General features: G+C 62.6%; 1 pseudogene. It reads left to right on the forward strand.

The features are described 5' to 3' along the window. Window positions 1–631: pseudogene (locus AB4Z11_RS32360) on the forward strand (HAF repeat-containing protein); the annotation flags it as partial. Between the last annotated feature and the right edge of the window lie 454 nt (window positions 632–1085).

The raw sequence follows: 1085 nt of genomic DNA on the forward strand, positions 1-1085 counted from the left end.
GAACAGCTACGCGACGGCCGTCAATAATCACGGACTAGTAGTGGGCGCGGCCCAGCTGCCGAACGGCTATCGCCGCGCCTTCCTGTACAAACCGGGCAGCGGCATGATCGAGCTGCCGGGCTTCGGCGGCCGCATCAGTGTGGCGACTGCGATCAACGATGCCGGTGTGGTGGTCGGCGCGGCCGAAACCCCGGATCATAAATGGCATGCCTTCACATATGACGGCAAGCGCATGGTCGATCTCGGCGCCATGATGGTTGCCGGGAACAGCTACGCAACCGGCATCAATGCCAACGGCGATATCGTCGGCACGCTCAAGATCAAGAACCACGATGCGCCGCATACCTTCATCTACAAGGATGGCCGCATGCACATCCGCGCGGGTGGCCGCGGCCTCTACCTGACCAAGCGCATCACCGACGACGGCCAGATCATCGGCGCCTGGTACACGGGCCACGTCCTCAAAGCCGGCACGGTCCCGGCCGTGCAGCCGGAAGGCGCCGCACGCTTCAATCCCGGCGACTGGATGACCTTTGCCCTGCTGGTGGGCGTGCTGCTGTGGGCGGTCTTCAAAGTGATCGAGCACAAACGCAAGGGCTTCGAATTCCGCATGTTCAGTTTTTCGTTCTGAAGACTTGCCGGAGCGATTGCGCAGCAAGCATCGCATCGCTCCACGCTTCCAATTGCTCCAGGCTTCCAATTGCTCCAGGCTGTCCGCAGGCTGGCCGTGCAGCTCGAAGATGCGGTAGTTGTAAGCCAGCACGCGGCGAGCCAGGGTGTCGTCGCGCTGGGCGGTCTTCCATGGCGAGTCGTATTGGCCTTGTGCTGAGGCAGGCATACCGCCAAGTCCGCGAGTGCAGCGCGGGGCGTGTTGAGAACGCGCAAAGCAGGCTACACTAGCGGACATCAATCATTAGGAGACCCGCCGCATGCAACGTCACATCCCTGCCCTGATCGCAATCGCCGCGGCGACGATGTTACCCGTTACCGCTTTCGCAGCTGCCTGCGGCAAAGCGCCATCTGGCGAGCTGACGGCGCAGCGCATTGCGGCCGTTACGCCAACGCGCAATGAGCCGGGACTGTAT

The sequence above is a fragment of the Pseudoduganella sp. RAF53_2 genome (genome assembly GCF_052113985.1).
In the GTDB taxonomy this organism is placed as follows: Bacteria; Pseudomonadota; Gammaproteobacteria; order Burkholderiales; family Burkholderiaceae_D; genus Rugamonas.